General features: G+C 35.4%; 23 protein-coding genes, 1 pseudogene and 1 riboswitch. Of the genes and pseudogenes, 17 read left to right on the top strand and 7 right to left on the bottom strand.

All coding sequences use genetic code 11. The annotated features are described in order from the left end of the window. Positions 1-42 precede the first annotated feature (42 nt). From fliS to CLOCL_RS19910, 3 genes are all read left to right on the top strand, one after another. Entirely contained in the window at positions 43-447 is a 405-nt protein-coding gene (gene fliS / locus CLOCL_RS19920; RefSeq protein ID WP_014257006.1) for a flagellar export chaperone FliS, read from the top strand. Between the two features lie 11 nt (positions 448-458). Further along, entirely contained in the window at positions 459-950 is a 492-nt protein-coding gene (gene flgN / locus CLOCL_RS19915) for a flagellar export chaperone FlgN (protein WP_014257005.1), read from the top strand. 198 nt (positions 951-1,148) lie between these two features. Further along, positions 1,149-1,316, top strand: a riboswitch (M-box (ykoK) riboswitch). A gap of 125 nt (positions 1,317-1,441) precedes the next feature. After that, complete coding sequence (locus tag CLOCL_RS19910) at positions 1,442-2,074, top strand: magnesium transporter CorA family protein (RefSeq protein ID WP_041715853.1); 633 nt, start codon at positions 1,442-1,444, stop codon at positions 2,072-2,074. Positions 2,075-2,259: 185 nt separating this feature from the next. Here the strand turns inward: CLOCL_RS19910 and CLOCL_RS19905 are convergent, their stop codons facing one another. Continuing rightward, positions 2,260-3,255, bottom strand: coding sequence for a hypothetical protein (locus CLOCL_RS19905; protein WP_174269789.1), 996 nt, complete (start codon positions 3,253-3,255; stop codon positions 2,260-2,262). Between the two features lie 192 nt (positions 3,256-3,447). On the opposite strand from CLOCL_RS19905, the gene CLOCL_RS22730 reads away from it, so the two are divergent. Both CLOCL_RS22730 and CLOCL_RS19900 read left to right on the top strand, forming a co-directional pair. Further along, the gene (locus CLOCL_RS22730; RefSeq protein WP_169313367.1) at positions 3,448-3,642 is read left to right on the top strand and encodes a hypothetical protein; all 195 of its coding nucleotides are present in this window, start codon (positions 3,448-3,450) and stop codon (positions 3,640-3,642) included. Positions 3,643-3,989: 347 nt separating this feature from the next. Then, a pseudogene (locus CLOCL_RS19900) lies at positions 3,990-4,313 on the top strand (magnesium transporter CorA family protein); the annotation flags it as partial. Between the two features lie 151 nt (positions 4,314-4,464). Here CLOCL_RS19900 and CLOCL_RS19895 read toward each other — a convergent pair. Continuing rightward, a complete protein-coding gene (locus CLOCL_RS19895) occupies positions 4,465-5,415 on the bottom strand; it encodes an alpha/beta hydrolase (RefSeq protein ID WP_014257004.1) in 951 nt (316 codons plus the stop codon). Positions 5,416-5,788: 373 nt separating this feature from the next. On the opposite strand from CLOCL_RS19895, the gene CLOCL_RS19890 reads away from it, so the two are divergent. Then, a complete protein-coding gene (locus tag CLOCL_RS19890) occupies positions 5,789-6,391 on the top strand; it encodes a DUF5698 domain-containing protein (protein ID WP_051411377.1) in 603 nt (200 codons plus the stop codon). 77 nt (positions 6,392-6,468) lie between these two features. Here CLOCL_RS19890 and CLOCL_RS21360 read toward each other — a convergent pair whose 3' ends face one another. Both CLOCL_RS21360 and CLOCL_RS19880 read right to left on the bottom strand, forming a co-directional pair. After that, complete coding sequence (locus CLOCL_RS21360) at positions 6,469-6,858, bottom strand: hypothetical protein (protein ID WP_014257002.1); 390 nt, start codon at positions 6,856-6,858, stop codon at positions 6,469-6,471. Between the two features lie 262 nt (positions 6,859-7,120). Further along, positions 7,121-9,202 carry a thiamine pyrophosphate-binding protein gene (locus CLOCL_RS19880; RefSeq protein ID WP_014257001.1) on the bottom strand — a complete coding sequence of 694 codons (2,082 nt, stop codon included), beginning with the start codon at positions 9,200-9,202 and terminating at the stop codon, positions 7,121-7,123. Positions 9,203-9,832: 630 nt separating this feature from the next. On the opposite strand from CLOCL_RS19880, the gene CLOCL_RS19875 reads away from it, so the two are divergent. Beyond that, the gene (locus tag CLOCL_RS19875) at positions 9,833-10,333 is read left to right on the top strand and encodes a hypothetical protein (protein ID WP_027622287.1); all 501 of its coding nucleotides are present in this window, start codon (positions 9,833-9,835) and stop codon (positions 10,331-10,333) included. A 70-nt stretch (positions 10,334-10,403) separates the two neighbouring features. On the opposite strand, the gene CLOCL_RS19870 is transcribed toward CLOCL_RS19875, so the two are convergent. After that, positions 10,404-11,153 (bottom strand): DUF4367 domain-containing protein, encoded by a 750-nt coding sequence (locus CLOCL_RS19870; RefSeq protein ID WP_014256999.1) that lies wholly within the window; start codon positions 11,151-11,153, stop codon positions 10,404-10,406. Next, the gene (locus tag CLOCL_RS19865; RefSeq protein WP_014256998.1) at positions 11,116-11,730 is read right to left on the bottom strand and encodes an RNA polymerase sigma factor; all 615 of its coding nucleotides are present in this window, start codon (positions 11,728-11,730) and stop codon (positions 11,116-11,118) included. The genes CLOCL_RS19870 and CLOCL_RS19865 overlap by 38 nt, the downstream gene beginning before the upstream one ends. 472 nt (positions 11,731-12,202) lie before the next feature. On the opposite strand from CLOCL_RS19865, the gene CLOCL_RS19860 reads away from it, so the two are divergent. Beyond that, positions 12,203-13,117 (top strand): AraC family transcriptional regulator, encoded by a 915-nt coding sequence (locus tag CLOCL_RS19860; protein WP_014256997.1) that lies wholly within the window; start codon positions 12,203-12,205, stop codon positions 13,115-13,117. A gap of 178 nt (positions 13,118-13,295) precedes the next feature. Beyond that, positions 13,296-14,381: a 3-isopropylmalate dehydrogenase gene (gene leuB / locus CLOCL_RS19855; RefSeq protein ID WP_014256996.1), complete on the top strand. Its 1,086-nt coding sequence runs from the start codon at positions 13,296-13,298 to the stop codon at positions 14,379-14,381. 143 nt (positions 14,382-14,524) lie between these two features. On the opposite strand, the gene CLOCL_RS19850 is transcribed toward leuB, so the two are convergent. After that, positions 14,525-15,184 (bottom strand): LexA family protein, encoded by a 660-nt coding sequence (locus CLOCL_RS19850; RefSeq protein WP_014256995.1) that lies wholly within the window; start codon positions 15,182-15,184, stop codon positions 14,525-14,527. Positions 15,185-15,801: 617 nt separating this feature from the next. On the opposite strand from CLOCL_RS19850, the gene iadA reads away from it, so the two are divergent. From iadA to folE, 8 genes are all read left to right on the top strand, one after another. After that, the gene (gene iadA / locus CLOCL_RS19845; RefSeq protein ID WP_014256994.1) at positions 15,802-16,956 is read left to right on the top strand and encodes a beta-aspartyl-peptidase; all 1,155 of its coding nucleotides are present in this window, start codon (positions 15,802-15,804) and stop codon (positions 16,954-16,956) included. Positions 16,957-17,017: 61 nt separating this feature from the next. Further along, the gene (locus tag CLOCL_RS19840; protein WP_174269791.1) at positions 17,018-17,278 is read left to right on the top strand and encodes a hypothetical protein; all 261 of its coding nucleotides are present in this window, start codon (positions 17,018-17,020) and stop codon (positions 17,276-17,278) included. A 114-nt stretch (positions 17,279-17,392) separates the two neighbouring features. Further along, positions 17,393-18,199 (top strand): cyanophycinase, encoded by an 807-nt coding sequence (locus tag CLOCL_RS19835; RefSeq protein WP_014256992.1) that lies wholly within the window; start codon positions 17,393-17,395, stop codon positions 18,197-18,199. A 94-nt stretch (positions 18,200-18,293) separates the two neighbouring features. Then, a complete protein-coding gene (cphA, locus tag CLOCL_RS19830) occupies positions 18,294-20,942 on the top strand; it encodes a cyanophycin synthetase (protein WP_014256991.1) in 2,649 nt (882 codons plus the stop codon). 387 nt (positions 20,943-21,329) lie between these two features. After that, positions 21,330-22,412, top strand: a complete 1,083-nt coding sequence (chvE, locus tag CLOCL_RS19825; RefSeq protein ID WP_027622281.1) for a multiple monosaccharide ABC transporter substrate-binding protein — start codon at positions 21,330-21,332, stop codon at positions 22,410-22,412. Between the two features lie 214 nt (positions 22,413-22,626). Beyond that, on the top strand, positions 22,627-24,189 hold the full coding sequence (mmsA, locus tag CLOCL_RS19820) for a multiple monosaccharide ABC transporter ATP-binding protein (protein WP_014256989.1): 1,563 nt from the start codon (positions 22,627-22,629) through the stop codon (positions 24,187-24,189). After that, positions 24,155-25,399, top strand: coding sequence for a multiple monosaccharide ABC transporter permease (gene mmsB, locus CLOCL_RS19815; RefSeq protein ID WP_014256988.1), 1,245 nt, complete (start codon positions 24,155-24,157; stop codon positions 25,397-25,399). Before mmsA ends, mmsB begins: the two co-directional genes overlap by 35 nt. A 201-nt stretch (positions 25,400-25,600) precedes the next feature. Next, a complete protein-coding gene (gene folE / locus CLOCL_RS19810; RefSeq protein ID WP_014256987.1) occupies positions 25,601-26,164 on the top strand; it encodes a GTP cyclohydrolase I FolE in 564 nt (187 codons plus the stop codon). The last annotated feature ends 32 nt before the right edge of the window (positions 26,165-26,196 follow it).

The following is a 26,196-nucleotide window of genomic DNA, read 5'->3' as shown; positions in this document are numbered from 1 at the left end:
TTTCATTGAAACAGGGTTAATTAAAGTATGGAGGTAATATAAATGGCATTTAATAATGGGTATGAACAATATAGAGAAAGCTCTGTATATACCGCAACTCCTGAGGAATTGGTGCTTATGCTGTATAACGGTCTTGTCAAGTTTTTGATGCAGGCGCAGATGGCTATAAATAAAAAGAATATAGAGAAAGCTAATAATTGTATAATAAAAGCGCAGAATATTCTAACTGAATTTCGGTGTACATTAGATATGAAATATGACATTGCACATCAATTAGACTCACTGTACGATTATATGCTTTCAAGACTTATTGATGCAAACATAAAAAAGGATAATACTATTATTGAAGAGATACTCGGTTATGCAAGGGAACTCAGGAATACCTGGGAACAGGCAATGAAAATTGCGAAACAGCAAAATTCAAGAACAGCGCAAGTTGCTAAATAGGAGAGATAGAGATGGATTTCAGCCCGGAATTTTGTATTGAAAAGACTATTGAAGCTTCAAATAAAAAATATAAGTGTTTGCAGGATTTGGTGCTTTTGACTATGGCGCAAACGGAAGCCATAAGCGAAGAAGGTATGGATGGCCTGGAAAAGCTTATAAATGAAAAGCAAATAAAGATTGACGAGATAAACAGGATTGATGAAGATTTTAAAATGTACTTCAATTTCCTTAAGCAGAAGCTGGGCATTAATAGATTGGATGAAATCGATGCTTCACAGTTGAAGGGTGCAAAAGAGCTAAAACAGATTACTGGACAGATAATGGAACTCTTAGATGAAATAAATAAATTGGAGAAACAGAATTATGCGAAAGCCAAAAGCTTGATGGATGAATTTGGAGCAAAGCTAAGGCAAATCAGGGAAGGTAAAAAATTGAATGATACCTACTATAATTCCGGAGCCTCCTTAACTCCACCAGCATATTTTTTGGATAAAAAGAAATAATTAAGAAAAGCCTTTGAAATTGGTATTCAAAGGCTTTTTCAATACCTTTTGGAAGTGAAAAAATCTTAAGGTTATTGCATTTCCCATTAAAATTTTGATTCTTTCAAACCTGATGAAATAGACAAATGTGAAGGGTTCTGATGCCATCAAGTTGTTATTGACACTAAAGTACATGTTGCATATAATAAGTAAGTAAACTTAATACTTTGTTAGGTGAGGCTCCTATACAGAAATAGGCTACTGCCCAGAAACGTCGAAAGACGCCAATGTGGGTCAACAGACACTACCGGATTAAGGTTTTGTTTAATGTAGCTGGTTGTTAAACCTAAGCTGTATAGTGCTAAAACTCAACGAGGGAAGAATATATGCCGAAATAAATGTTGTTTGACTTCCTGTCGTGAGGAAGTTTTTTATTGTATTTTTATGTATATTGTTGGAATTAACTATACAGTATAACTAAAAGATAAATTTTTGATTGGGAAGTGATAATAATGATGGAGATTTACAAAACCTACGATATGGCTCAGCATTTGGAGAAAATAGAGAAAATTGAGAAGGGATGCTGGATAAATCTTGCCGCTCCTACAGAGGAAGAACTAAATTATTTGGAGCATAGTTTAAACATACTTCCCAATTTTTTAAGAGACCCGCTTGATGAAGAGGAAAAACCGAGAATAGATGTTGAAGATAATCAGACACTGGTAATAGTGGATATACCTTATGTATATGAGGATGAAAAAAATCTTAAGTTTGAAACTATTCCATTAGGTATACTTATAATGGATGACTTTGTTATTACTATCTGTAACAGAGAGCTAACTCTTATCGATTCATTTAAGAACAAAAAAGTTAAGGATTTTTATACATTTAAAAAGACGAGATTTACCTTACAACTGCTTTTTATGATTGCTAAAGATTTCTTAAGATATTTGAGGCATATTGACAAAAAGACCGACGATTTGGAGAAAACACTGCACAAGTCCATGCGAAACAGAGAGTTATTTAAACTTCTTGAGCTGGAAAAGAGTCTTGTATTCTTTACCACATCTCTTAAGTCAAATGATGCTGTTATGGAAAAGCTTCTTAGAGGTAAATATATTAAACTGAATAGTCTCGAAAAGTAACTGGAAAACCTGCTGAATGTTAATTAATGGGATAAAGTAACATTGAGAGACTGACAAAAGTAAATGCATATTGACGAAATGAACCTTGATAAACGAATATGCTGTATAACTTTCTGAAAATGGGCATAGCAAAGCAAAGCCTATGAGAAGGCCATTGGTTCATCACAATAAAGACTCGGTAGCTATCAGGCTGCTTTGCCAGAAAGTTCTTCAAGCAAAGGAATTATACTAAAGCCTGTATGCTTGACCCAAGCGTCCAAGTGGACATTCACTGCAGCAAAAGTAGCCAATGCAAACCGCTGCCTGGAGCTTCTGGCCTTGTACTCTTCAATGTCGTAATCTTCAAAGAGCCTTTTGTGGCTTCTTTCGACAGAGGTGCGTGTTTTAAATTTTTCATTAAAAGCTTCAGAGCCGCGGGGTACGGGAGTAATCAGCCGGAAATCGTCTTTGGGCTTTAAATAGACAGTCCTTCCATAAGGTGAATCGGTACATTGACAAGGTTTTTCAATGTCATGGCAGTCGAAATAGCACCTGTACTTGATACCTTTGGGGTAGGAGTAGCCGCAGTCTTCGTAAGGGATACCGCCTTTGCAGATAGGCCTGCCTTGATCATCAAGGCAGATAATTCCCGGAGGCAGCTTGGTAAGAGTTTGTTTGGTTTTTGCATCAAGGGGGATGAATGGGATGATGTTCCAATGATACATGAGTTCATAGGTGGGATAGTTGTCCATGGCCCCATCGGCAATAAAATTACGGATGCAAAGGTCAGGATAAAGTTTTCTTACCTCAGACATGGCAAAAACGGCAAGGATGCTGTCATGTCTTGAAGCCTGTGCTTTACGCAGGTAAATGGGAAGGTCATAGGGACTGTCGGAAGCAGTGATGTTAAAGAGGGTATCGCCATAGAACCACTGTTCCCTGTAGCTGTCCCAACCCCATCTTGCATCAGGGTCGGAATAACGTCTGGGGCACTTGCAATCGTAGACACCGTGTTTTTTACAATCACAGACCTTTGTACCGTAATGGGAAGCACCGGAATAGAATGGGGTGCCATCACCGGCGACAGAAAGTTTTTGCACATCGCCCAAGATACCCATTTTGGCGGAAACATCAACGACACAGCGGGCAAGGAATTCCTGGAAGATCTGTTCGGGACGATACTCAGGGAGTGCGTCTCTCATGGCGATTCTGGCAAACTTTTTAACGATGCCGTTGTGCTTGGGTTTCAGTTTCTGGCCGGCCTTGAGTTTCTTACGGGGTTTAGGCTTGAAAGGCCTCAGTTTCTTTTTCCTGGCGACATGGATTTTATGAGAAGCTTTCCATAGACGTTTAATGAAGTCATAGTAGGAACCGACGGAAGGGGCTTTTCCATATTGGAATCCGCAAATAGCACAAAGGAGGGGGTCGTTGGCCACTTTTTTGGCCCAGTTTGTAATGCCGTGGTGTTTTTGGTCGAGCATAAGGATAAGAGAGCGAATAATACCCAGCTGGTTCTTGGCGGGACAGCCGGTATTAGAATAAAGGGGTTTAATGATAGGGAGCAGGGGATCCAAATTGAGAAGGTATAGCTTGGATATGGATTTTTCCATATCCGTGACCCTGCCCCTATCGGTCTCCCAAAAAAGCAGGAGATGAAGCTTCAGGTTTTCCTGATAAGAAGTGTGAGACTCAAAGTTACGCAGCATAAATAAAACCTCCACAATCAAAGTAATGGCAAATATTACCACCTACTTCGATTTTGGGGGCGCTGTGAAAAAGTCAAGGTAGATTGGTGCCATATATGGCTAAAATTAGGATAATTTTATTGGAAAATTTTAAGGAAAATATTGGTGGATTTTAGGGGTGAGCTAAATTAGCTTGCTCCTGAAATAGAGACCTCGAAAGCAATACGAGTTTTCGAGAGCATTATAAACTATATGAAGAGGATCAGGACCTTCTTGAGGATGTACTTATAGAAAACAAACAGGCTATTGAAATGGCTAACATATATAGTTCAATTTTAAGCAGTATGATGGAGGCATTTTCATCGGTTATTTCGAACAATTTGAATATGGTTATGAAGTTCCTTACATCAGTAACCATTGTAATGGCCATACCCACTATGATTGCAAGTTTTTTTGGTATGAACGTTCCTGTTCCGTGGCAAAATAATAGTTATGGATTTATATATACTTTATCAATATCTTTTGCCATAGCACTGGTTACCAGCATGGTGCTGTATAAGAAAGGCATGTTTTAACGGATTTAACTTCCTTTGTAAGGTATATACTTGTATATACTTAATAATATTAGGGTTATACCAAAGAATTCGTGTAGATATTAAAAATCGATTTTATGGGATTTGCACCATAAAATCGATTTTTATAACCTTTTATGCCAGGAATAAAATTTTAGTTTTCATCAGAATCGTCATTAAGATTATTTAGGAACTCGGTTATTCTTTGCAAATACTCATCGGTTAGTTTTGTAAAGCTTTCTATATGATTCACGCCTTCTGTCTCCCAAAGTTTAACATTGCTTCCGCCTGCCTTAAGGAGTTCATGGCTGTTGCTTACAGGAATATAAGCATCGTCTTTACTATGTATCAACATTACCGGTCTTGGAGCTATATCTTTTATTACAGCTCTTGGACTGAATTCTTTCGGGTTTACTCCTTCTAATATTTTTATTGTTAAAAAAGTAGTCTGATTGAAGGGAAATGAAGGAAGATTACTCCAGGCATTAAGATTGTCATTCAAATATTCTTCCAAATCTGAGAATGGACTGTCTGCTATTACTGCATCGACATCCTGACTTTGAGCTGCTGCAACAATACTTGTGGCAGCTCCCATAGAAAATCCCATTAGAACTATCTGTTTAGAACCCAATTTTTTTGCATAATTTATGGCACCCAGAAGATCGTTTTTTTCGTATATGCCTACAGTAGTTACTTTTCCTTCAGATTCACCGCAGTTTCTAAAATCGAAAGTCAACACATTATAACCCTGATTTAAGAGAGATTTGATTAAAACAAAGGTATCTTCACCGTACTGAAGCCTGTTTTGACGGTAACCGTGAGCCAAAATTACAGTCTTATTACTGCCCTTTACTTCAAAAAACCAGCCCTTTAAATTTATTTCATCTTTAATGTCCTTAAAGGAGATATTTCTGTATTCCGGTACTATATTTGATGTAAAAACCGGCAAAGCTTTCCTTTTAGGATGAGTAAGCATCCATCCTGTGTATGTCGAAACTCCTATTAAAGCTATAGAAGCCAATAATACAAGTATAATTATTACCATAACAATCGTCCTTATCCAGTGAGTTTTTCTTTGGGCGTACGATACTCCGCTAATTCTCATACCTTTTACCTCCTTCAGCCTTCCAGGGCACGATTTAGATCATTGCAAGGCGAGATAATATGCTGTGCAAAAAAAGTACTTAAATTTATTTATCTTACAACATATTTTTACGTTATTAGTTTTATATGGAAGTTGACTACATATTCACATATTTTATTATATTTTCATTTGCATATAAAGTAAAGTATAAGTAATAATAAGTACTAAAATTAAGGAAATTTATTTGTGAGAGTGTATATAAACTGTCTATGACAGTGAAAATTTGGAGTGCTGTTAAAGGAATTGGCAGAGTTAGTATTAATCTTTAGTTGTGAAGGTATTTTAATTTTTTTAGCAAAATTTGGAGGTGGGGGTAATAAACTTTTTTGAGTTTATAAATACCGACTTTTTCAGTTGGGTTGTTTTGCCTATACTTATTTTTTTATCCCGTATTATTGATGTATCAATAGGTACAATACGTATTATATTTGTTTCAAGAGGTAAAAAGAACTTAGCGCCTTTGCTGGGTTTTTTTGAAGTACTGGTATGGATTGTCGCTATCAGTCAGATAATGAAGCATTTAGATAATATTGCTTGTTATTTTGCTTATGCAGCTGGATTTGCAATGGGTACTTTGGTCGGCATGATCCTTGAAGAAAAATTGGCAATAGGAATGCTGGTTGTGAGAGTAATACTGGTAAAGGACGAGTGTCAACTGATGGAAAGGCTTCATAATGCAGGATTTGGTGTTACTGTAGTCGATGCAAAAGGAGCAAACGGGGATGTAAAAATAGTATATACAATTATAAAAAGAAAAGAGCTGGAAGAAGCTTTAGAGATAGTTACAATGTGTAATTCAAAAGCATTTTATTCGATTGAGGATGCAAGAACGGTAAATCAAGGTATATTCAGAAATAGTCAATTTTATGGAAGAAGCAAGCCGGGTAACCTGAGTTTGCTCAAAAGATCTGGAACGTTCAGACGTAATGTAAAATAAAAAAAGTTAAAATAATAAATCCCCTTAGAGAGAAGATACTCTTAAGGGGATTTTTATTATTATAGCATGTGAAATTATTAAAATCCTTTTGATCTTAACCATTCATCAGCTTCTTGCTCGCTGGTAAAAGCCATTTGAGGATACTTTCCTCCGGAAGCCTTGTTTAGCTGCATTTTTACAATTGTATCACTAACAATTATTGCAGCACAGCACATTCCTGAATTTACCTTCCACTGGGTGTGTTTTTCCATTTCTTCGTTTATATTAGAGGTCTTATATCCTCTCAGATCACAGCATACTGCCCAAGGTTTTCCGTTGAATTCATGGGATACTTTTTTTACATAGTCATCGTGGTACCTTTCTATGTCTTCTTTGCGCCAGAATCCCGAATTCTTCTCGTAGCAAATACGTCTGGTAGAGTCGAACTTAATTTCATACAATCCTTTTGAATCTTTTACATGAACCATAGTGCATCCTCCTTTTAATTATAGGTATTTTTGCTGAGTAGATTTTGTTAAGCAGATGTTGAATTCCAAAGTCGCTTCAAACTGCAGTTCTTATGTAGCCTTAGATGAAATTTATATTTTTTAAATAAAATTATTCAAAAAGCATGCAATTGCCATTTCAAAAATTATTTTTGTAATGGGTAAAATCGAAAGGTTTTTTGAAATGGCATAAAGAAACATAAGAACTTACTACCTATAAACAAAAGATGGGCAGCATTTGGTTTTACTTAAGGGCTTTTAATCTATCCATAATAGGAGCTTTTTCACTTCCATCGGTTACCAGTTCAATAACCCGAGGTCCATCAATATCGGCAATAAAGTCTTTTATTTTGTGTATATCCTCAGTTTTATCTATAGAAATCGATTTAACTCCAATACTGTTCATCATATCCGCAATGGAAATTCTACGAGTTTTAAAGCCGTCTAAGACTCTTCCGTACAAAAATTGATGACCATGTTCAACATATGCCAGCATTGCATTGTTTACTATAAAATAAATAATAGGAAGATTGTATTCCATTGCTGTAATTATTTCAGAACCATTCATATAAAAGGAGCCATCGCCAGCGAATACGGCGACTGGTCTGTTTTTATAAGCATAATGTACACCAATGGCTCCTGCTAAACTTGACCCCATAGCAGCGTAGTTTAGATTGATTTCAAAATCGCTGCCTTCTGGGATCTCCAGATATTTAAACACAAAATTCATGTACTCTCCCAAATCTGAGAGATAAAATGTGTTCGAAGGTAAAATTTTTGTTATTTGTTCTATGAACAATCGAATTGAAAGGCCCTCATGATTTTTGATATAAGGAGGATTCAATGACGGCCTTTCAAAATGATTGGCAGATTTAGGTGTATTATTCAATATGAATGCAATTGCATCCTTTATATCGCAGTTTATGTTTATATCAGTATTAAATACTTTAGATAATTCTCTATTATCCAAATCAACATGAATTGATTTTCTGCCTCTAACAAGTGAATCGCTGAAATTGCAGGTAGAACATTCGCCAAGACTTGAACCTAATATCAATATGCAAGTAGCCAAGTCACTTTCTACATACTGAGCGGCAGCATCGGAACCGCAATATCCATAAGTTCCAAGGTTCAGAGGAAAAGTTCCAGGAACTACACCTTTGCCCTCCGGGGTAACTATTATAGGCCACTGTAAGTGTTCACTAAGTTCCATAACTTCCTTTGATAACCCTCTGCAGCCCTTTCCTACCATAATTATACCGAATTTTTCCTTAGAGATAACAGAGACTGCCTTATTTAAATCTGCTATGCTATCCCTATAGTCTTTTTGCGGTATTGTTACCTTGCCCGGAATATCTTCAAATCTTTCAGATAATTGTATATCAAGGGGTATGGATAAGTGAACAGGTCCGCAGGGCGGAGTTAAAGCCATACGAACAGCTTTTTCCAGTTCACTCAGAACACATTTTTCATCCAATATAGTTTTACTGTATTTTGTGATTGGTTTGAGGATATGCTCTGTATCTAATTCCTGCAAAGCACCCTTTCCTATATATTTTCTATTTACATACCCTGAAATAACCAGAACAGGGGACTTTGCTCTCATAGCGTCGGCAATACCATTTATCATATTATTAACACCAACGCCACCTGCACCTATGCAAACCCCAAGCTTTTTTGACACACTTGCATATCGTGCAGCCATATATGCTGCACCAGCCTCATTCTTAGTTATAACAGGCTTTATATCAATATCGTTCATAGCATCAAAAATTGGGCTTACAGTACCTGCCGGTACACCAAATACGAAATCTACGCCATTTTGCTTTAAAAAACTTAATATTCCATCAGCTATACGATTTTTTTTTCCATCATTTACAGAGTGAAAACTCTCAAAGTATTTTGGCATATAATGGTTTACCAGTTCGATACAAGTCTCTATTTCTTTTTGAGTAAAGAAATGAGGGCTTTTAATGGATGGCACAACAATTATACCTACTACTGTATTGTTTTGTATTACAGGGATAATCATTATACTTTCAATTCCAAAGAAGAAAAATTCATTGGCTGAGCGACTGTCGCTATGGGTATCCATTATTACGATGGTCTTCTTTTCAGTGACAATTTCTTGAAGTATAGCCGTATGCTCAATATAAACAGGATTTTTTTTGTGTTCTTTTTTCCAGGTTTCAATACCTAGAAGTGAAGTATCGGTCTTATGAATTGGATTCAATTTACCGTCTGCTATCTCATGATATGCCACATCAACTACTTTTGTTGCATCAGCTATTTTTGTAAATAACTCGTCCAAAATTTTAGTCCCCATTATGCAAAACCCCTTATGTTGTATTTTAGTGTGTATCATCTTGTTAAGCACTGGCTTATGTACAGCAAAATGAGCAGTATTAATAGATTTTTATAAAAGTACTTCTGTAAACAACGATAATTTAAAAAGCTTATTCTTTCTGCCTAATGAATGGCAATAATTAATACAGTTCTTCAAATCCACAAAGCACACCGAAATATTTAACTTATTCATCTAAGATTTATATGTTATTTTTTTCACTCTATAATATAAGACTACTTATAACGACAAAATATCACAAAAAAAATAAAAAAATTATTTTTTTTGTGATATTTTTAAGCTTATAACAGTCTTTTATTTATGAAGAGATATTTTTTAAGAATGAAAAATCAAATATCTATTTTTAGTCATTTATCTGCAATAAGTCCGCGAATAGTAGTTATAGACTGTTTTGGATCATTTCAAGAACATCCTGATCGACATAAAAGCTGCAAAAATGAGACTTTTAAATGAAATCGCAATGCTTTGAATAATCCTACCGTTTTTTCACAGTGTTTATCTTTTCCAGCAAGAAAGGAGGGAATTTAGCTCTTTTATTATCATGTAATTTTACCACATGTTCTAAATAACTAAGGAGGGATGGTGTATATTATGAAAAAAAGAATTATGTCTTTTTTGTGTGCATTAGTATTGGTTTTAGGCTTTAACCAAGTGATTTATGCAGAAAATGAAGACATAAGGCCGCCTGCACCACCGCCGATTGATATGGAAAGCATAGACTCAAATATTAGTATAGGTGACGAAATTTCATTATCACCGACATCCCCTCAAAGTGCAATTCTTTTTGAGTGGTGGTGTACAATTACTTTTAACAAAGGAAATAACTCGCTATATATGATTGGCCGACAAAACGCATTTTACTTTTGTGACCAGAAACTTACTATCTATCTTCAGAAATGGGACGGGACTAAATGGGTAGATGTCACAAGCTGGATATTCATTGAGTTCAATACGGCAGGTATTCTTGAAGATGCTTCATTTTCTTTTTATGAACCTGGGAATTATTATAGAGCCAGGGCTGTACACTATGCCAAATATGGAAACCAGACCCATACTACTGAATCTACTGCACCCTATATATATGTTAATTAAAATTATAGATTGTTGGAGAAGCTGACTAGAAGGTTTAATGTCTTTTGGAGATAGGTGTACTACTGTACACCTATCTCATTGATTCGGCAATTTTAATCATTTCATCTTCGTTTATTTTTCCAAATATTGCATAACTTATATTATCAGTATCCCACATAAACTTACAAAATCCGTTTTCGTAAAAAATTAATACGTATTCCATTGTATCGGTATTTATTTTTTTTATATCTGAATTATTTTCTCTTAATACGTTTAAACTGATGCTTGCACCGTCAGGATTGCTTTGCTGCTCAATCTGAATTAAATCTTTTTCGCTGCCGCCTTTTTCATTGGCATAAGATAAAGAAACGACTTCCTGATCTTTATTATTATTCAGCACTTTTATACTTTCAAGGACATAACCTTTTGGCATATATTTAGGAACAGTCAAATCAAAGTTAACAATACTTTGAGTTTCTGCCAATCTGGGATCGTCAAAATCATTGCTTGTAACATCTAAACCGTCTTCTATATTAACTTTTTTAAGGATGCTAAAAGTATCCTCTGTAATATTGATAATATTTTTTATTATTTTGTTCGCAAAAGCACCTACCGATGTGGGTTCCGATAAGAAAAAGAAGGTCGCGAAAATTAAAAAGAAAGCAGCTGCGGTCAAACTTTTTATTCTGACAACCCTTTTTTGCTTTATATTTAAATTATTTTTAATGTTTGACCAAACTTCTTCTTTCGGAGGACACTTTATATTACTGTATTTAGTTTTATATGCTATTTCAATCAACAAATCAGTATCTTCTTTGACTGTCTTCCATTTTCTTACCATTTTTACTTAATTCCTTTTCCTCAAAAATTTTGCTAATTTTATTTGAAAGTTTTTCTTTAAATCTTAATAGCTTCATTCCTATGGTACTTTGTTTCATATTCATAATTTTTGCTATTTCAGCATAGGTATAGTTTTCAAAATATTTAAGATGTACGATTTGCTTTTCTTCTATATCCAGCGAATTAATATATTTAAGTATATATTTTACCATTTCACTGGCTTCGTACTGCTCTTCTATATTATCAAAATCCACTATATCTTGTAAATAGTCCTGTATATTTCCGTTTTTGTCATATAGTGAAACGACTTTTTTTCTATTGTTTATTTTTTTTCTTAGCATATCTTTAGACACATTTGTAGCGATAGTGCAAACCCATGCACTGAACTTTGATTTGTCTTTTAATTTGTCTAATCCTTCAAATGCGCGCGTAAAAGTAATTTGAGTTATATCTTTTGACAATTCTTCATCGGAGGTAAGTGATAGGGCTAGCTTATACACTCTTTCGTAGTTTTCTGAAAACAATATAGATAAAGCATCTTCGTACAATTTATCCTTTATTTTATTATCTGTAAACATTTTCTATACCTTCCTGATGTTAAATGTTTGGTTAATTTGTAGAAGAAGCAAAGCTTTATTTGATGGGACAGAGAGTGCAATGAATAAATATTTCATAGTTAGCAAACATTAGCATAAATGCTTATAATAATATATTATATTTTGCTATGTTATGTCAATAATCAATGCTTATGTAACGAAAGATTGACCGGTTTACGCTGTTTCTGTACAATTAATGTAAGAGGATAGGATAAATTTCTTGTTATATGGTATAATATGGCTGATGCTATATGTGAGGAATGTAGTGCTGATGTTTTTTCTGTCTCGAGTTTGTTGATGAATTGAATATGACATAATTGCTTTGATTAAAGAACTGCATCTCTGTTTGGCTTAAATACTAATTGATAATGGCATCTTTTAAATATGAGTTCAAAGGTAAAAAGTCAATGTAAATAGTTTTAATTAGGATATATAAGAATGAGGGTGAGCCAAAGTGGAAAGCGGAATACTCCCAAAAGCCTGGGAGGGTCTTTTGAATTCTTCGGCATATTTGCCTGTAATAGTGAAGACAATAGAAAGAATCCACGATAAGACGTGGTCTATGGAACCGAACCGCCACGAGTATTACGAAATGGTTTACATAAAAAAAGGAAGCGCAATTTTTGAGATATCTGGATGTCCGGTAGAAATAGGTCCGAATGACATTATAATTATAAAACCAAATCAATTCCACAAATTTACTGTGAAATCTGAGTCAGCCTGTGAATTTATTGTATTGAATTTCAAATTTGTAAACAAGTTTGATATGCAATATTCAGGGGTATCTTTGGAGTTCTTTTTGGACTTTGTCAGCGGAAAAGAATCGGGTGACTTTATAAAACTTAAAGTTAGTCAAAAGAATGAAATAATCGGTATTTTAAACAGGATATTGGAGGAAAGGGAGAATCCCGATTTAGGAAGTGAGCTGCTTAATTATTTGCTTGTAATGGAATTATTTGTGTTAATATCAAGGGCGCTTAAGATGGAATGGGAGAACAGTATAAAAAATAAAAGTTCCAAACTTAAAGAATTGATACAGGTATCTGTTAATTATATAAATAATAATTATGAAAGGGATATATCTCTAAAGGATATAGCCCAATATGTTTTTTTGAGTACCAGTTATTTTACCAGGGCATTTAAGGAAGAAATGGGTATAAGTCCAATTAATTATCTTCTTAGAACCAGAATAGAAAGAGCAAAGGAATTGTTAAGAGATTCAACATTAAAGATTAGTGATATTGCACTGAATGTTGGTTTCTCCAATCAGCAGAGATTCAATGATATTTTTAAAAAGTATGTTAAGATGACTCCTTTGCAGTATAGAAAAGAAAATTCTGTTTTGTCAAAAAACATTAAAAAAACTTGAGCAATAAAAATTAATACATGAAGAATACTGCTGTTTGATTGTTTATAATGCTAACATAGAGTTAAATTTGACTTAAAAAATTATGCTTCATTATATGATAAAGTTAAATTATTACAAATAAGCATAATTTCTGAAAAATTGGACGTCGATAAAATTGTGCATTTAAGGGGTGTTTATTATGGGTAAGTTTAATATTGCAGTATTACCGGGAGACGGAATAGGACCTGAAGTTGTTAATGAAGCTATTGGTGTTTTAAATACTGTGGGAAGTAAGTTTAATCACGAGTTTATTCTAAAAGAAGGTGCTATTGGAGGTTGTGCAATAGATACATTTGGTGAACCGCTTCCTGCTAAAACACTGGATTTATGTAAAAGTTGTGATGCAGTACTTTTAGGTGCAGTAGGAGGATATAAATGGGACAATCTTCCTGGAGATAAAAGACCTGAAGCTGGTCTTCTCGGGATACGTGCCGGGCTGGGATTGTATGCAAATCTTAGACCTGCAGTAATTTATTCAGCATTGAAAGATGCTTCACCACTGAGATCTGATATAGTTAAAGATGGAATTGACATTATGGTGGTGCGTGAATTGACGGGAGGTATGTATTTTGGTGAAAAAGGAAGGGTAGATGCCGGAGATATGGGGCAGGCTGCCTATGATACGGAAAAATACACTACCTTCGAGGTTGAAAGAATTGCAAGATTAGCATTTGAAGCTGCTATGAAACGAAAAAAACGGCTTACTTCGGTAGACAAGGCAAATGTTCTTGAAAGTTCAAGATTATGGCGTGAAGTAGTTGTAAAAGTTGCTAAAGATTATCCTGAAGTTGAGCTGAACCATATGTATGTTGACAATGCTGCAATGCAGCTTGTAAGAAATCCGATGCAATTTGATGTTATAGTAACTTCAAACATGTTTGGAGATATATTGTCTGACGAAGCTTCAATGATAACCGGTTCCATAGGAATGCTCCCATCTGCCAGCCTTGGTCAAGGGTCTTTAGGACTGTATGAACCGATACATGGTTCTGCACCGGATATAGCCGGTCAGGATAAGGCAAATCCTATAGCTACTATACTTTCTGTAGGTATGATGCTGAAGTACTCTTTTGGTCTTGAAGAGGAAAGCAATGCAATTGAAAGAGCTGTTGAAAATGTCCTCAATTCAGGATTCAGGACAGCTGATATAGCTTCACAGGATTCAAAAGTTGTTGGTACTAAAGAAATGGGAAAACTTATAAAGGAAGAGATTGAGAAAATATAGGATAACTATATAAAGTTTTATATGTTATTTTAAAGCATTAGAATCATTAAAAAACATAAACACAGATAGCCTATGGATTCAATAAACATGGGCTATTTGTTTTTTAATCAAATATAAAATATTAATAGGGGTTGATGCCCCTATTAATATTTTGTATATTTCCCTATTAACTTTCCAACAATTATTACTTCATCTTTACTGAAAACTTCTCTGCCGATTAAATCACTATCTGCTTTTAGCACAATATTATTGGGGTTTTCATGCTTGCTATAGTATCTCAGAAGCGCATGATTATCATATAGTATCAAAACAATATCCCCATCATTTAATTTGTTTTCAATATCCCTGTCAATAATTAGGTGATCCTCATACTTTATTCCACTGTAAAGGAGGCTGTTATCGGGGCAGCTTATTAGGAAACAGTTTTCCGGTGAGCTGTCTGCTTCGAATAATGCTGAAGGGAATGGATAATACTGTATTATGTTGTAAATATTGAATAGATCGGATATGTTACGATTGCTTACCTTTTTTAATTTTGGCAGGTAGACAGGGTTCATGTATTGAGAGGTATCGGTAACAAGCTGTATGGACCTTGCCATACCGACTTCTCTCTTGATTACGCCTTTTTGCTCCAAACGGTTTAGAATTCCCTGAACTGCACCTGGAGTCTTTTCTCCAACCATTTCGCCTATTTCCCTTACAGTAGGAGGAATACCTCTTGTTTTGATAAATGTTTCAATTACAGAATAGACTTTCTTTTGTTTTGCTGTTAGAAGATTAAAATCTACAGTCACGTTGACCATCCTTTATCCTTATAATGTATTTTTATGTAAAATTAAATTTACATAAAGTATTATTTAAAGTTTAGCAAATATATTATGACTTAGCAACCTTAATAAATAGAAGGGTTTCAATATAATTGAAGAAAAATATAAACGTATGTGCATATTTTGTCGAAAAACACAAAAATTTTTTATTTTTGAGCAAAATATTTATAAATTTATCACCGCATAAAACAAAAAGACATAGAAAAATTTTAACAAAATATTCTATATTGTAAAATAATACCATATATACACGGCCTGGAATTTGTGAATATTAAATTTATAAAAATATAGATATTTTGTAGAAAAATGCTTTGCAATTTCTATTTCAAAAAATTTGGTTTTTTTGAATTTATATTTTGGTAATAATATGTTTTTATTTTTGAAACATTAAATTAATTTCAAGTGGCTGAAGTCGGTTTAATAAACTTAGTTAATGTTTTTCTGAAAGGCAGTTGTAAAACTTTTTTATTCTTTATGTTGATAAATAATACTTCGTGATATGGAATTATTCATTAATTTTGTTGTCAGCAACAGTTTATGAGGTGTTTATTAGCACTCAATACCAAAGTATTGAAATTAAAGAGGAGGATTAAATGCTCAAGCTTTTAAAAAATGGTGAATGTTATGCGCCCGAATTTTTAGGGAATAAAGATATACTGGTTATTTCCAATAAAATATACAAAATTGGAGAAAACATCCCGTCAGATAATTTGATAGATGTAGAAGTTATTGACTGTGCTGACAAGATAATTTGTCCGGGTTTTATAGATCAGCATTTACATATTACAGGAGGCGGTGGAGAAGAAGGTTTTATAAGCAGAGTACCGGAAATTGGATTAAGTGATATATTGATTGCAGGAGTAACAACAGTTGTAGGTTTATTAGGGTTTGACAGTATTACAAAAAACATAGAAGGGCTTCTGGCAAAAGCCAAAGCATTAGAGCAAGAAGGCCTAAACACCTATATTTATACCGGAAGTTATGAAGTTCCTACAGCTACTATAACCGGTAAGATAATAAAAGATATAACTCTTATTGACAAAATCATAGGAGTGGGTGAAATTGCAATATCCGATTACAGGTCATCCCATCCTACGATAGACATGCTAAAAGAAATTGCATTTGAAGCAAAAGCAGGCGGACTTTTAGCTAATAAAGCCGGTATTGTGCACATACATGTGGGAGACGGAAAAAATGGATTAAAACCCATTATTGAGCTTGTGGAGAATTCGGATTATCCCGTGGATATGTTTGTACCGACCCACCTTAACAGAAATAAGAATCTGTTTTATCAGGCTTTGGAATTTGCAAAGAAGGGTGGCAACATAGATTTTACTGCTGGAGAAAACAGTGAAAACGGTTATTCGGTACCCGATGCCTTGGAATTGGTTCTAAAAGAGAAAATACCAATAGAAAGAGTTACTGTGTCATCTGACGGCAATGGAAGTATTCCTTCAAAGGAAGGCGGTGCGGCTGTTGGCAAGGTGTCTCAGCTGTTTGAAGATATAAGAATTTGCGTTTTGGAAAGAAAAATTGATTTGACTACAGTACTTAAAACAGTTACCGAGAATGCAGCAAAAAGAATCAGGCTGTATCCGCAAAAAGGAGTGTTGGCTGAAGGCAGTGATGGAGATATTCTGATAATAAACAAACATGACTTCAGCATAAACAGTGTTATTGTGGGAGGACAGAAACTTATAGATAACGGTAATATCTTAAAAAGAGGTTTTTACGAAAATTGTCAATAAGAGCAGTAACCTGATGAATATGAGTTTAGAAATGTGTAAATACTTTATAAAGGGTGATTATATGAATAGAGCTGATACTCGGGAGAAGATTTCGAGAGGAACGGGAATTTTAGTTGCAATAGGAATAATTTCTGCTATAATGTCACTTTTTGTTTATCCCTTTATTTTTGGATTCATTGGTGTGATAATGGGTATACTTTCAACAAAGAACGGAAGCAGAACAGGGCTGTTTGTAATTGTTGCAAGTATAATTCTAATGGGTATTGGACTGATTTTTAGCGGAGCAATAATGAATAATGCGAGACACTATCTGGGAATATAGTTTTATTAAGAGGCGAGGATAGATGGTCCTTGCTTTTTTGTTACAGCTCTTTAAAGGTACTTAATATGGAAGAGATAAATAAGAAATTTGAATGATATTTTTTGGAGGACAAATATGGAAGAGAAAGTCAGAGGAAATCTTATTATTATTGGCGGTGCAGAAGACAAAACGGGAGATAAGACTATTTTAAAACACGTTGTGGACATTGTTGGGCATCAAGGTACTTTGGTAATCTTAACTACTGCAACGGAAAAACCCGGAGAAGTAGGCAATAATTACAGAATGGTTTTTGAATCTTTAGGGATTAATAATATACAGGTACTTAATATTAATACACGGGATGAAGCAAATGATGAGAATAATGCAGATATAATAAGAAATTGCAATGGTGTTTTCTTTACCGGAGGCGACCAGTTGAGAATAACCAGTATTATTGGAGGAACCAAAGCAAACGAGGCTTTAAAAGAAGTGTATTCAAAGGGAGTAGTGATAGCTGGCACAAGTGCAGGGGCTTCGGTAATGAGCAATACAATGATAGTGGAAGGTCAGGATAATACACCTGCAAGGAAGTGCACATTAAAAATGGCACCGGGCTTGGGATTGCTCGAAGAAGCTATTATTGACCAGCATTTTGACCAGAGGGGAAGAATGGGGAGAATCCTGTGTGCAGTAGCAGAAAATCCGTATATGCTGGGTATTGGAATTGATGAGGATACGGCAATAAAGGTTTATCCTGATGCTCATTTTGAAGTGATAGGCTCAAATGCAGTTACTGTTGTTGACGGAAGAACAATAAAAAGTTCGAATGTATCTGAATTAAAACCCGATGAACTGCTTGCTATCACAAATGTCACAATTCATGTACTGCCTCATGGCTATGGATTCGACATGGTTTCTCGTGAGGTTTTTAGAATAACTTGAATTAATTGAAATTGTTGATCTCTGATTTTGGGTGATTTTGATTAATTCTGCAACTGATACTGTGATGTGCACAAAGTGTGTAGGAGGAAGAGAAGTGCAAATTTTAGATATACAAATTTTTAGCGGACGAAACATTTACAGTCATAAACCGGTGATTAAAGTGTTGGCTGATATAGGTGAATTGTATAGATATCCAACTAAGGATATTGAAGGTTTTAACGAGAAAATACTGGAATACTTGCCGGGACTTAAAAAGCATTATTGTTCATTAGGCTATGAGGGTGGATTTTTAGAAAGGCTTAATGAGGGAACCTATATAGGACATGTAGCAGAACATATGATTATAGAGATCCAAAACATGTTAGGATATGATGTCCATTACGGTAAGACAAGGGTTGAGAAAGAACCGTCGGTATACTATATAGTTTATGAATATATTAATGAGAGATGCGGTATAGAATGTGCCAGAACGATATTTGAAATTATTAATGAAATATTGAATAATGAAGAAGTTGATTTTTCTTCCAAATTGGAAAGGTTGAGACAAATTGCTTTGGAATATGATTTGGGTCCCAGCACAAAAGCTATTTATGTTGAGGCAAAGAAAAGAGGGATTCCTGTTACCAGGATAGGTAACGGAAGTCTTATCCAGCTTGGGTATGGCAAGTATTCGAGACTGATACAAGCTTCGCTTACCGATTTGCCAAGTTGCATATCCGTAGATATTGCAAGCAATAAAGATATAACCAAAAAAATTTTAAGGGATTATATGATTCCGGTACCGGATGGGGATATAACCCATAGCGTGGAAGGAGCAATTTTTACAGCCAAAAACATAGGTTTTCCTGTTGTTGTTAAACCTCTTGACGGAAATCAGGGCAAGGGAGTAACTGTTAATGTTAATACTGAAGAGGAAGTAAAAGCAGCTTTTATAGAAGCAAAAAAATATTCCAATTCTGTTTTGGTGGAAGAATATATTAATGGAAATGATTACAGATTATTGGTTGTGGGTAACAAAGTATCTGCAGCATCAGAAAGGCGTCCGCCTTTTGTAACCGGTGACGGTATTCACACCATTTGGGAACTGGTTGAAATTGAAAATTCCAATGAGCTTAGAGGTGTTGACCATGAGAAACCCTTAACCAAAATAAAACTTGATGACTTGGCTAAAAAGGTGCTGCACAGCCAGGGCTGTGACGAGAACTATATACCAAAGGACAATGAAGTGATTTTTCTCAGATATAACAGCAATATCAGTACAGGAGGTACGGCAAGGGACTGCACTGAGGAAGTTCACCCGCTCAATGCAGAACTTGCAGTAAAAGCAGCAAAAGCTTTAGGCCTTGACATTGCAGGAATAGATGTGTGCTGTGAAGATATTTCAAAACCTTTATATGAACAAAAGGGAGCAATTATTGAAGTTAATGCTTCACCGGGACTTAGAATGCATATTTATCCAAGTGCCGGTGAGTCAAGAAATGTGGCAGAGGACATTATAAATATGATGTTTCCGGAGGGTAAAGAACACTCAATTCCGATAGTTTCTGTTACGGGGACAAATGGAAAAACAACTACAACAAGGCTTATAGCTCATGTCCTTAAGGTTCAGGGGAAAAGAGTGGGTATGACAACTACAAGCGGAATTTATATTGACGGTCAGTGCTTGATGAAAGGTGATAATACCGGGTCGGTAAGTGCAAGGTTGCTGCTTTCGAACAAGACAATTGATGCAGCTGTTCTTGAGACGGCCAGAGGCGGAATTATCAGAAAAGGGCTTGGGTATGATTTGGCAGATGTGGGAGTAATTACAAATATAAGTGAAGATCACTTGGGAATAGATGGAGTTAATACTTTAGAAGACCTTGCCTTTGTAAAGTCTCTCGTAATTGAAGCTGTAAAATCCGATGGATATGCAGTCATAAATGCAGATGACAAATTTGCTGATTATTTTTTAAAAAGGGCAAGAAGTGAGGTTATACTTTTTTCAAAGGACAAACATAACCCTTTACTTAATAATCATATCGAACAGGGAAAAATGGCAGTGTTTATCGAAAATGACGAGATAATAATGATTAATAAAGGAATTAAAATGCATCTGATAAAAGTCCAAGACATACCCATAACGTTCAGCGGTATGCTCGACTGTAATATTGAAAACTGCCTTGCAGCAGTATCTGCTCTTTTAGGATTAAATATGCCTTTGGAGATTATTGAAAGAGGTTTAAAAACTTTCTTGCCTGATACAGACTTAAATGCCGGCAGATTTAACATATTCAATATGGGTGAGTTTAAGGTAATGCTGGATTATGGTCATAATCCTGCCGGAATCCAGGAAGTAGTAAAATTTATTAAAAAATTGGAGGCAAAAAGATTTGTGGGAGTTGTCGGCATGCCGGGAGACAGGCAGGACTCAAGCATTAGCAAAGCTGCCAGGATTTGTGCCGGTGCGTTTGATCGGTTATATATAAAGGAAGATTCCGATCTAAGAGGCAGAGATGCAGGGGAAGTGGCACAAATATTCTATGATGCTATTATAAAATGTGGAGTACCGAAGGAAAATGTTGAAATTGTTTATTCGGAAGGAAAAGCACTGGAGAAGGCTATACTTGATGCACAGCCCGGAGATTTTATTGTCATGTTCTATGAGGACTTTAAAACATCTTTAGATATCATAAATGAGCTGAGAGCAGAAATTCAAAACAATAACGTTAAGGCAGAGGAAATGGTTCAAAATGTAGGATAATTTTAATGTTAATAATGTTGATAGTTTAATTTTTAATATTTGGCTTTTGGGACAAATTTAAGATAACCAATTGTAAACTATTGTTTTATATTTCTAGATGCTTCTAGAATATAACTTTTATAAACATAGTTTTCAATTGGTTATTTTTATGTTATTTTTTTATAGGAAATGTAAGTTTGTTTTGTCATAACAAATTTTATAAAGTATAATATAGAATGTCTCTTTTGGCATAACATCCTTGATTTAAAAAAATAAAACATTTTTAATAAAATATAGATATTTTACCAATGATATAATTTTGCCTTTGGGCGCTTAAACAGCTGTTCAATTAATGGCTGGGATAACTGCCCAAAGAGTAAATATATAAAAATGGGAGGAGATAATATGATGAAAAAACTGATTGCTTTGTTTTTAGTGGGTTTATTGCTATTCTGTACAGGATGTAATTCCAGAAAGCAAACCTCAACTTCAGGAGATGCAGAAAAAGTACTTGTTGGTGTTGCAATGCCTACGCAGTCCCTTCAACGTTGGAATCAAGACGGTGCCAACATGAAAAAACTACTTGAAGAAAAAGGTTACAAGGTTGAACTCCAATATGCTAACAACGATAATAACTTACAGATCCAGCAAATTGAAAACATGATCACTAAAGGTTGCAAGATTCTTGTTATTGCATCTATAGACGGTTCTACTCTTTCCGATGTGCTTAGAAAGGCTGCTGACAACGGTGTTAAAGTAATAGCTTACGACCGTCTCATTATGCAGACAGAAAATGTAGATTATTATGCGACTTTTGACAACTTTAAGGTAGGTGTTCTTCAAGGAGAGTATATTGAAGAAAAATTAGGGTTAAAAGAAGGTAAAGGACCGTTTAACATTGAATTGTTTGCCGGTTCTCCCGATGATAATAACGCAACTTTGTTCAATCAAGGTGCGATGAGTATTTTGAATAAGTATATAGAAAATGGGCAACTTGTTGTACCCAGCGGTCAAAAGGAATTTACAAAGATTGCTATAAAGGATTGGGATTCGGGAAAAGCTCAGGCAAGAATGGATAATCTTATAACAGGTTATTATGCTGATGGCAAAAATCTTGATGCTGTTCTCTCACCAAACGACAGTTTGGCGTTGGGTATAATTGCCTCGCTTAAAAGTGCAGGTTTTGGAGACTCAAAACAATTCCCTATAATTACCGGTCAGGACTGCGATAAGGCAAATGTTAAAGCTATGATAGAAGGCTATCAGTCAATGTCGATATTTAAAGATACCAGAACCCTTGCGGCTCAAGTAGTTGAAATGATAGATGCTATTCAGAATGGAAAAGAAGTTCCTGTAAATGATACAGAATCCTATAATAACGGTAAAAAGGTTGTACCTACATATCTTTGTGAGCCGGCTTATGCTGATGCTTCAAACTATAAAAAGCTGCTTATAGACAGCGGATATTATACCGAAGAAGATCTGAAATAAATCGGCTTGTCAACATAAAGACTTTTGTGCTTGGAAATTTATACAAATCTTTTTGCAAAATCCTATGCTGGGGTTTAAAAAAAGATAAAAGTTCTAAAATCTAATTTTAAAAGGCACTTATAAAGCTTTGTACATTAATAGTGAGCAATAATGTCAAGGTCATAGCCTTTTCATTATTGCTCCTATTTCAATCCTTAGCTGGGAGTTGGATAAAATGGAATACATTCTTGAAATGTGCAATATTACTAAGACTTTCCCAGGTGTAAAAGCTCTTGATAACGTCAATTTAAAAGTTGCTTCGGGGGAAATTCATGCCCTGGTAGGAGAGAACGGAGCCGGGAAGTCTACTTTAATGAATGTGTTAAGCGGTGTTTATCCCCATGGAACCTATAGCGGAAAAATATTTTTTGAAAATAAAGAATGCGTATTCAAAAATATAAAAGACAGTGAAAATACAGGAATTGCCATTATCCACCAGGAATTAGCTCTTGAACCCTATATGACTATTGGGGAGAATATTTTTCTTTGCAATGAAAGATCAAAAATGGGATTTATAAACTGGAACGAAACCCATAGAATGGCGGCGGAACTTCTTGAAAAAGTTGGATTGAAGGAAAATACCCATTCATTGATAAAAGATATAAGCGTGGGGAAGCAGCAGCTGGTTGAAATAGCAAAGGCGCTTGCTAAAAAGGCAAAACTGTTGATTCTTGATGAGCCTACAGCAGCTTTAAACGAAACCGATTCGGAAAATTTACTCAATCTGTTGCTGCAGTTGAAAAAGGATGGAATTACTTTAATACTCATTTCTCACAAACTAAATGAAGTTTTAAAAGTTGCCGATTCCATTACTATTCTTCGAGACGGTGCTACCATAGAGACTATGAAAAAAGATGATACTGTAACTGAAGACCGCATAATAAAAGGTATGGTAGGCCGCCAATTGGTTAACCGATACCCTAAACGTACTCCCAAAATTGGCGAAGTGTGTTTTGAAGTGAGAAACTGGAATGTATATGACCCGCTGGTGGAAGGAAGAAGAATAATTAAAGATGTAAATATAAAGCTGCATAAGGGAGAAATAGTAGGAATAGCAGGTTTAATGGGCTCGGGAAGGACTGAGCTGGCCATGAGCATATTTGGGAAGTCTTATGGTAAAAACATCAGCGGTCAAATTTTGAAGGACGGAAAAGAAATAAAAATTCAAAATGTACGACAGGCAATAGACAATGGACTGGCTTATGTTACAGAAGACCGAAAAACAGCCGGGCTTGTTCTCATACAGGATATAAAAAACAACATTGGACATGCAAACCTTTCAGGATTGGTAAAACGATGGCTAATCGATGAAAATAAAGAAATCAGCGTTGCGGAAGAGTACAAGAAAAAGCTTAACATTAAAGCTGCCAGCGTATTTCAAAAGACCGGCGAATTGTCCGGTGGAAATCAGCAAAAAGTAGTACTTTCCAAATGGATTTTTACTGAACCGGACATATTGATACTTGACGAGCCGACACGAGGGATAGATGTAGGTGCAAAATATGAAATATATTGTATTATAAACAAGCTGGCCGATGAAGGCAAATCTATTCTCGTGATTTCATCAGAGATGCCGGAAATACTGGGTATATGCGACAGGATATATATTATGAATGAGGGAAGGATTGTAGGGGAACAATACCGGAACGAAGCTTCACAGGAAAGCATTATGAGATGCATTATGCAAAGTAACAGGGGGGAATATGGTGGAGACGGTAAAAGTAAATACGTCCAATAAGACAACGTATATAAGTGGAAGTGTAAAGACGGTTTTAAAAAATAATATACGTCAGTATGCGATGCTTATAGCACTTTTTACTGCTATGATTATTTTTCAGATTGCAACAAAGGGAATTTTTCTAAAACCTATGAATGTTACAAATCTTATTTTGCAAAACAGTTATGTACTGATTCTTGCCATTGGAATGACATTATGTATTCTGACCGGAGGAAATATAGACTTGTCCGTAGGATCAGTATGTGCATTCATAGGTGGGATAGTGGGTACTCTTATAATCAATATGAAAATGGATGTATGGCTGGCTATTTTAATTGCTATTATGGCGGGAGCGCTTATTGGAGTATGGCAAGGGTTCTGGATAGCTTACGTAAGAATACCGGCTTTTATTGTTACTCTTTCGGGAATGCTCGTATTTAGAGGTTTGACCAATACTTTGCTCAAAGGACTTACATTGGCACCTTTTCCTGAAAGTTTCGTAAAGCTTAGCAGCGGATATATTCCGGATTTTTTCAATGTAATGGGTATAAATATCAAAGTAAAGGATGTAAATATAAATATAACAGCACTGGTGGTGGGCATTCTTGCTTCGGTTATATATGTTTTTCTGGAGAATAAGAAACGCTCGGAAAAGAAAAAGTATGAAATGTATATTATTCCATTGCCTTTATTTATAGCCCAGTTGGTTTTTGTTGTGGCAGCAATTAATGTATTTTTCTTCTATTTGGCTATTCACAAAGGTATTCCGATAATTTTGGCAATAATAACCGTACTTCTTATTGGATACTCAATTTTGACTATGAAAACTGTTCCCGGACGATATATTTATGCAATGGGAGGTAATGAAAAAGCAGCAAAACTGTCGGGTATCAACACCAATAAAGTACTTTTCTTAACTTATGTTAATATGTCGGTATTGGCAGCGATAGCAGGTATCGCCTTTACTGCCCGTTCTGATGCAGCGTCTCCTGTGGCCGGTGTCAATTTTGAACTTGATGCAATTGCAGCCTGCTTTATAGGCGGTGCGTCGGCTTATGGCGGTGTCGGTACAGTTATAGGAGCTGTTATAGGAGCGCTGTTCATGGGCGTTTTAAACAACGGTATGTCTTCCCTTGGTGTTGGAAGTGATTGGCAGATGACAATCAAAGGGCTTGTACTGCTAGCAGCTGTTGCCTTTGATGTTATTTCTAAAAATAGGGCTAAGGCATAGATGGATAAGTTTGTTGTTTATTATAAAAGATAAAGAATATAGGCCGTTGGATTGTTAATTCAGACGGCCTATATTTTTTAGTTAGAGCTAAATAATTTACTAAAGTTGGAATTGAAATTTTTATAAATTTGTCTTTAAGGAAGCATTTTAATGAAGTATAATATATGACAATGGTTATTTAAGTGAAGAGAGGTAATGAAAATGGTTGATAAAGAGCGTATTAAAGCAGCGGTAAAGGAAATTCTTATTGCAATTGGAGAAAATCCTGACCGTGAAGGACTTGTTGAGACACCGGACAGGGTGGCACGTATGTATGAGGAAATATTTGCCGGGCTTCATCAGGACCCTAAAGAAGTAGTTAAGGTATTTCAGGAGGAAAACCATGAGGAAATGGTTATGGTAAAGGATATTCCCCTTTATTCTATGTGCGAACATCATTTGGTGCCTTTTGTAGGAGTGGCGCATGTGGTATATATACCTAAAAAGGGTAAAATAATGGGACTCAGCAAATTGGCGAGAATTGTGGATTTACTGGCAAAAAAGCCTCAATTGCAGGAACGTTTAACCAGTGAGGTTGCAAATGTTATAATGGAAACCATCGACCCTCTAGGAGTTGCTGTAGTTGTTGAAGCGGAACATTTGTGTATGACAATGCGAGGTATAAAGAAACCTGGATCAAAGACTGTTACTTCCGCCCTTAGGGGCATAATAAAGACTGATGCCAGAACCAGAGCGGAGGTTATGTCATTAATTAACCGCAAGTAATTAATAAGAAAGATTAATTGAATTGCCGGTTG

The sequence above is a fragment of the Acetivibrio clariflavus DSM 19732 genome (assembly GCF_000237085.1).
GTDB classification, from domain to species: domain Bacteria; phylum Bacillota; class Clostridia; order Acetivibrionales; family Acetivibrionaceae; genus Acetivibrio; species Acetivibrio clariflavus.
The sequence above is the reverse complement of the archived record's forward strand: the minus strand, read 5'-3'. Positions and strand labels throughout refer to the sequence as shown.